General features: G+C 74.5%; 8 protein-coding genes. 3 read left to right on the top strand and 5 right to left on the bottom strand.

Features of this window, described 5'->3' with window-relative positions:
* A partial coding sequence (locus ABD52_RS35300) for a cadmium resistance transporter (RefSeq protein WP_235437656.1) occupies positions 1–605 on the bottom strand: 605 nt, incomplete at its 3' end.
* Positions 606–909: 304 nt separating this feature from the next.
* On the opposite strand from ABD52_RS35300, the gene ABD52_RS35295 reads away from it, so the two are divergent.
* The 3 genes from ABD52_RS35295 to ABD52_RS35285 all read left to right on the top strand — a co-directional run bounded on the left by ABD52_RS35295 (position 910) and on the right by ABD52_RS35285 (position 4,063).
* Positions 910–1,137: a helix-turn-helix domain-containing protein gene (locus ABD52_RS35295; protein WP_007072022.1), complete on the top strand. Its 228-nt coding sequence runs from the start codon at positions 910–912 to the stop codon at positions 1,135–1,137.
* A gap of 43 nt (positions 1,138–1,180) precedes the next feature.
* Positions 1,181–1,948, top strand: a complete 768-nt coding sequence (locus tag ABD52_RS35290) for an enoyl-CoA hydratase/isomerase family protein (RefSeq protein ID WP_013287433.1) — start codon at positions 1,181–1,183, stop codon at positions 1,946–1,948.
* 132 nt (positions 1,949–2,080) lie between these two features.
* On the top strand, positions 2,081–4,063 hold the full coding sequence (locus ABD52_RS35285) for an ABC transporter ATP-binding protein (RefSeq protein WP_030274200.1): 1,983 nt from the start codon (positions 2,081–2,083) through the stop codon (positions 4,061–4,063).
* Here the strand turns inward: ABD52_RS35285 and mug are convergent.
* The 4 genes from mug to ABD52_RS35265 form a co-directional block, all read right to left on the bottom strand.
* Positions 4,060–4,680, bottom strand: a complete 621-nt coding sequence (gene mug / locus ABD52_RS35280; RefSeq protein WP_013287431.1) for a G/U mismatch-specific DNA glycosylase — start codon at positions 4,678–4,680, stop codon at positions 4,060–4,062. The genes ABD52_RS35285 and mug overlap by 4 nt on opposite strands.
* A gap of 58 nt (positions 4,681–4,738) precedes the next feature.
* Complete coding sequence (locus ABD52_RS35275; RefSeq protein ID WP_047894588.1) at positions 4,739–5,500, bottom strand: SDR family oxidoreductase; 762 nt, start codon at positions 5,498–5,500, stop codon at positions 4,739–4,741.
* A 31-nt stretch (positions 5,501–5,531) separates the two neighbouring features.
* Positions 5,532–5,978: a hypothetical protein gene (locus tag ABD52_RS35270; protein WP_013287429.1), complete on the bottom strand. Its 447-nt coding sequence runs from the start codon at positions 5,976–5,978 to the stop codon at positions 5,532–5,534.
* Positions 5,975–6,782, bottom strand: an 808-nt coding sequence (locus ABD52_RS35265) for a DUF692 domain-containing protein (RefSeq protein WP_047894587.1), incomplete at its 5' end; no start/stop codon positions are given. The genes ABD52_RS35265 and ABD52_RS35270, both read right to left, overlap by 4 nt.

Raw genomic sequence — 6,782 nt, 5'->3', positions numbered from 1 at the left:
AGAAGGGGCAGGAGGGCGGCCAGGTGGGGGAGGACGCCGGAGGTGAGCAGGATGGTCGCGCCGATGGCGATGAAGATCGCCGGGACCAGCCAGTGGCCGGCGCGACCGACCAGCGCCACCACCCGGGGGTGCCCGCCGAGCGCGGCGGCGACCGCGCACCACACGGCCACCAGCACGGCGAACACCAGCAGCCAGATCAGCCCGGTGACCGGGTCGAGGGCGCGGAACACCGGCACGTAGACGGCGATGTTGTCGGCGCCGTTCGCGATCGTCACCCCGGCGACGCCGAGCAGGCTGCCGACCACCGCCGGCGGTTCGTCGTCGTCGCGCCGGGTCAGCAGCGCGCGGACGCCGAGCGCGACCGGCAGCAACCCGAGCAGGCCGGGCCACGGATCCGGCACCACGAGCAGCCCGGCGGCGGCCACCACCGCGACCGCGACGAGCGCGCCGATGCCCGCGTACTGCCCGGCGACGATCTGCCAGGGCCGGGGCCGGCCGTTGTGCCGGGCCGCCACGAACAGCACGGTGAGCACGACTATGTCGTCGAGGTTGGTGGCGGCGAACACGCCGGCCGCACCCGCCGCGGCCGAGATCACGTCGAACACCCCGGGCACGATACGGCCCCCGCGCACCCGTCATCCCCATGATCCACACCAGCTCGCCGAAGTGGAGGTGTCCGGAGCGCGGCGATGCCGCCACTTCGCCGAAGTGGCGCCGACGGGTTCGTCCGGTGGATTCGTCCGGCGGGCCGGTACGGATCAGCCGGCCGGAAGGATCACTCTATCGGGAAGCTGACATTGCGTAGCGTGTCGGTTGGCGAATAGTTGATATCTGGCGCATGATCGTTCGAGGCGGTCTAATAGGTGGGACCGTATCCGAACCGCACAGTCTGGGACGTGAGGAATCAGCATGGCAGCCACCGGCACAGCCACCAGCACTGAGAAGGGTCGCCGGATCGTCGGGGCCGAGCGTCAGACGCTCGCCAAAGACCTGGTAAAGCGGTACACCGGCGGAGAGAGCATCCGTGCTCTGGCGGCCTCGACCGGCCGTTCCTACGGGTTCATCCACCGGGTGCTCACCGAGTCCGGGGTGCAGCTGCGGCAGCGCGGCGGCGCCCGGCGCCGGAAGAAGGCGTGACCCGCCCCCCAGCGTCGTCCATCAGCGCGTTCCGGGGCGTCCGGTGACCGCCGAGACGACCGGAGTGCGCTTCGACTGCGACGGGCCGGTCGCGACGGTGACGTTGTGCCGGCCCGACGTGCTCAACGCCCAGACCCCGGCGATGTGGCGCGCGATGAGCGACTTCTCCCGCGACCTGCCCGGCGACGTACGCGTCGTCGTCGTACGCGGAGAGGGGCGCGCCTTCTCCGCGGGCCTGGACCTGGCGGTCGCCGGTGCGACCGGGCCGGGCTCCTTCGCCGAGCTGGCCGCGATGCCGGAGGCGGAGTGCGCCGACCGGATCGCCGGCTATCAGGACGGTTTCACCTGGCTGCACCGGCCGGACGTGGTGTCGATCGCCGCGGTTCAGGGCCACGCCATCGGCGCCGGCTTCCAGCTGGCGCTGGCCTGCGACATGCGGGTGCTCGCCGCCGACGCGAAGCTCTCGATGGCCGAGGTGACCCTCGGCCTGGTTCCCGACCTGGCCGGCACGCGCCGCCTGGTCGAGCTGGTCGGCTACTCCCGGGCGCTGGAGATCTGCGCCACCGGCCGGCGGATGGACGCCGCCGAGGCGGACCGGATCGGCCTGGCCACGCTCGTGGTGCCGAACGACGAGCTGGACGGCGCCGTGCGTGATCTCTCCGCCGGGCTGCTCGCCAACAACCGGGACGCGATCATCGAGATCAAGGCGCTGCTCGCGGGCGCGGCCGTGCGCTCGCACGCCGAGCAGCAGCGCGCCGAGCGCGAGGCGCAGACCCGGCGGATCCGGGACCTGGCCGGGCGGGGCGAATAGCCGGTACGGCGATTTCGTAAGGACCGTTCGGGAAGATCCGGGTTACTCGCGAGGTTGTCACAGGCGTCGGGAGAATGGACTCCGACGGTTCATGCTGCCCCGACGACCCGGAGGTGACGAGTGTCCCACCCGATGGCCGGCGGCGGCATGGGCGGCTGGAGCATGCTCCGGTCGCTGCGTAACCGTGACGAGGTCTCCGCCCACGAGCTCAAGCGCGGCACCGCCCGGCGGATCGTCGCGTTCGCCCGGCCCTACCGGCGCGACATCGTCGTCTTCCTGATCACCGTGATCGTCGCCGCGGTGATCGGCGTGGCCACGCCGCTGCTCGCCGGCGACGTCATCGACGCGATCGCCGGGGGCGGCCCGGACGCCCGCTCGACAGTGGTCCGGCTCGCCCTGATCATCGCCGCGCTCGCCGTGGCCGACGCGCTGTTCTCCCTGGTCCAGCGGTGGTATTCGGCCCGCATCGGCGAGGGCATCATCCTCGACCTGCGCACCCGGGTGTACGACCACGTCCAGCGGATGCCGTTGCAGTTCTTCACCCGCACCCAGACCGGCGCCCTGGTCAGCCGGCTCAACAACGACGTGCTCGGCGCCCAGCGCGCGTTCACCTCGACGCTGTCCGGCGTGGTCAGCAACGTCATCCAGCTCGTGCTCACCGCCGGGGCGATGCTCGTGCTGTCCTGGCAGATCACCGTGATGGCGCTGGTGCTGCTGCCGATCTTCATCATCCCGGCCCGCCGGGTCGGCCGGCGGCTGGCCGAGATCACCCGCGAGTCGTACAACCTCGACGCCAAGATGAACGCCACGATGACCGAGCGGTTCGGCGTCGCGGGCGCGCTCCTGGTCAAGCTGTTCGGCGCGCCGGAGGTGGAGGCCGACCGGTTCGCCCGCCGGGCCGAGCGCGTACGCGACATCGGCATCCAGTCCGCGATGTACTCGCGGACGTTCTTCGTCGCGATGCTGCTCGTCGCGTCGCTGGCCCAGGCGCTGACGTACGGCGTGGGCGGCTGGCTGGCGGTCACCGGGGCGGTCAGCGCCGGCACCGTCGTCAAGCTCGCACTGCTGCTGACCCGGCTCTACGGCCCGCTGACCGCGCTGTCCAACGTCCGGGTCGACGTGATGAGCGCGCTCGTCTCCTTCGACCGGGTCTTCGAGGTGCTCGACCTGCGCCCGTCCATCGCCGAGAAGCCCGACGCGGTGCCGGTGCCGCGCGGCAACGGCCGGGTCGAGTTCCGCGACGTGCGCTTCCGCTACCCGAGCGCCGCCGAGGTGTCGCTCGCCTCCCTGGAGGAGGTCTCGACCCTCGACCGCACGGTGAACGAGCCGGTGCTCAGGGGCGTCTCGTTCGCCGTCGAGCCGGGGCAGATGGTGGCCCTGGTCGGCCCCTCCGGGGCGGGCAAGTCGACGCTGTCCATGCTGATCTCCCGGATCTACGACGTCAGCGACGGCCAGGTGCTGGTCGGTGGCGTCGACGTGCGGGACGCGACGCTCGCCTCGCTGCGCGACGAGATCGGCGTGGTCACCCAGGACTCGCACCTGTTCCACGAGACGATCCGGGAGAACCTGCGCTACGCCAAGCCCGACGCCACCGACGACGAGATCTGGGCGGCGCTGGCCGGCGCGCAGGTCGCCGACCTGGTCCGGGCACTGCCGGACGGGCTCGACACGACGGTCGGCGAGCGGGGCTACCGCTTCTCCGGCGGCGAGAAGCAGCGCATCGCCATCGCGCGGCTGCTGCTCAAGGCCCCGTCGATCGTGATCCTCGACGAGGCCACCGCCCACCTGGACTCGGAGAGCGAGGCCGCGGTGCAGCGGGCGTTGTCCGTGGCGCTGACCGGGCGTACCGCGCTGGTGATCGCGCACCGGCTCTCCACAGTGCGCGACGCCGACCAGATCCTCGTGCTCGACGAGGGCCGGATCGTGGAGCGCGGCCGGCACGACGAGCTGGTGGCGGTCGGCGGCCTGTACGCCGAGCTGTACCGCACCCAGTTCGCGGTCACCGACTCGCCGGCGCCCCACACCGAGGCCGAGCAGCCCGAGCCGGTGGTGACCACGGTGCCGATGGGCACCTACGTCGCCCACGAGGCCATGCCCCCGGCGGCCGCCAACTAGCCCGCGGCGACCGCGGCGCGCAGCTCGGCGAACGCGGCGCCGAGCGTCTCCGGCGTGAAGTGGGCGTTCAGGCCGCTCGGGTTGGGCAGCACCCAGAGCCGGGCCGCCGCGAGCGTCTCCGGCTGCGGCCCGAAACCGGCCTTCGGCCGGGCGAACCCTATCCGGTACGCGGTCACACCGACCACAGCCACCCAGCGCGGCCGGTAGCGCTCGACCTTCGCGGTGAGCGTGGCGGCGCCGTCGACGAGTTCGTCGGCGGTCAGCTCGTCGGCGCGGGCGCTGGCCCGGGCCACCATGTTGGTGATCCCGAGGCCCAGCGCCGGGAGCGTGTCCTGTTCGCTGGGGTGCAGCAGGCGTGGCGTGAAGCCGCCCCGGTGCAGGGCGGGCCAGAACCGGTTGCCCGGGCGGGCGAAGTGCCAGCCGGTGGCCGCCGACCACAGGCCCGGGTTGATGCCGACGAACAGCACGTCGAGGCCGGGCGCGATCACGTCGGGCAGCAGCCGGTCGGCCGCCGCGGCGAGCTGCTCGCGGCTGGGCCGGGGGTGGCGGCGGGCGGGCGTGCCCGGTCCGGGCGCGGCCTCGGGCCGACCACCGGCCGGCCGCCGTCGATCGCTCACCGGCCCACCGTCCCGGGTGACCGGCCCGCCGCGGGAAGCCCGGCCACCGCAGCCACCGTCACAGCCCGCGCAGCGCGCCGCCGTCGACCGGAACGGTGATCCCGGTGACGTACCCGGCGGCGGGGGAGAGCAGGAACGCGGCCACCCTGCCGAACTCCGCCGGGTCGCCGATGCGCCCGAGCGGGATCGCCGCCTCGGCCTGCGCGCGGGCCCGCTCGGGATCGCCGGAACCGGCCAGCAGCTCCCGGTTGCGGTCGGTCATGATCCGTCCCGGCAGCAGGCTGACCACGCGTACGCCGCGCGGGCCGAACTCGTCGGCCATGTCCTTGGCCACGCCTGCCAGACCCGGCCGCAGGCCGTTGGAGATGCCGAGCCCTGGTAGCGGTCCGCGTACCGAGGTGGACAGCACCAGCCCGATCGCGCCGCCGTCGGTGAGCGCTCCGGCCACCGTGCGGGCGAGCCGGACGCTGCCCAGGAAGACCGTCTCGAACGACTCCCGCCACTGCTCGTCGGTGACGGTGGCGGCGGTGCCGGGCGGCGGGCCGCCGACCGAGATCAGCGCGCCGTCGAGGCGGCCGAAGTGTTCGCGGGCGGCGGCGACGAGCCGCTCCGGGGTGGCGGGGTCGGTGAGGTCGGCGGTCAGCCCGATCGCCCGCTGCGGGTCGCCGAGCGCCTCGACGGCGGCGGCCACCCGTTCCGGGGTACGCGCGGAGAGGACCACCCGGGCGCCGTCGGCGACGAGTTGTTCGGCGGTGGCGAAGCCGAGGCCGCCGGAGGCGCCGGTGAGCACGTACACCCGGTCGGCGAGTCCGAGATCCATGCACCGATCCTGCCGTACCGGCGGGTGCCTGTCAGCGCGGGGCGGGCCGCACCAGGCGTACCCGGCCGGCGACCTGGACCGCGACGGCGCCGCCGACGCGGGCGAGTGCCGGCAGCCGGCGTGGCCGGGGCGGGCGGCGGCCGTCGTAGCGGCTTGCGGCCTCGCGCACGGCCAGCTCCTCCGTGCCCAGCGGCGGCAGCGCGTCCCGGTCGCGCAGGTCGCGGGCCAGGTCCCAGCCGTCGCGCAGCGACCCGTTCGTGGGACGGCCGTCGGCCCATGTGGTGAACGCGGCCGGCCAGTCCGGTCCGAGGCCGGCGGCGACCAGCGGCCAGTGCCGGGCCACGTCCCCGGCCCGCTTGCGCAGCAGCGCCCGGCGGGCCGCCTCGACCGGGGCCGGGGCGAAGCCGGGCGGCAGCGGTCCACCGGCGACGAGCGCGGCGACCAGCTCGGCCTGCCGGGCCGCCAGGTCGCCGCTCACGTGACCACCGGGTGGCCGGACGCGGCGGCCAGCGCGTCCAGCTCGCCGCGCAGCTCGGCGGCGGGCGGGTAGTGCCCGTCGCGTTCCAGCAGCAGCGCGGGCGGCCGGCGCCGGGCGCACAGCTCGCGGACCAGGTCCAGCACGGCGGCGGGCACCGGATCGGTGTGCGTGTCGTGGTAGAAGCCGCCGTGCTCGGCGCCGCCCGCGACGTGCACGTAGGCGATGCGTTCCAGCGGCAGCCGGTCCAGCAGCGCGGCCGGATCGCCGCCCCGGTTGCGGGCGTTGGCGTGCACGTTCGCGATGTCGAGCAGCAGCAGCGCGTCGGTGGCGTCGAGGATCTCGGTGAGGAAGTCCGCCTCGTCCAGCTCGTCGTCCGGCCAGTCGAACAGCGCCGCGATCGGTTCCAGGGCCAGCGGCACCGGCAGCTCCGCCTGCGTCCGCCGGACGTTCGCCACCACCGCGGCGACCGCCTCGCGGCTGCGCGGCAGCGGCAGCAGGTGACCGGCCTCCAGGCCGCCGGCCCGCACGAACGCGATGTGCTCGCTCACCAGCGGCGCGTCCAGGGCCGCGGCCACCCCGGCCAGGTGCGCCACCCGCGCCGGGTCGACCGGCTCGGCGCCGCCGAGGGACAGCCGCACCCCGTGGGGTACGACGTCGACGCCGCGTCCGCGCAGCTCGGCGAGCCCGTCCGGGAGCGGCCCGGCTGGGGCGACCGCCTCCGCGACCACCTCGACGAAGCGCAGCCCCGGCAGCCCGGCGACGAAACCGGCGATCTCGGGGCGCCAGCCGATGCCGACGCCGGAC

Origin of the sequence: Micromonospora sp. RV43 (assembly GCF_001029515.1) — a bacterium.
In the GTDB taxonomy this organism is placed as follows: domain Bacteria; phylum Actinomycetota; class Actinomycetes; order Mycobacteriales; family Micromonosporaceae; genus Micromonospora; species Micromonospora aurantiaca.
This window is presented reverse-complemented; position numbering and strand designations above follow the sequence as displayed.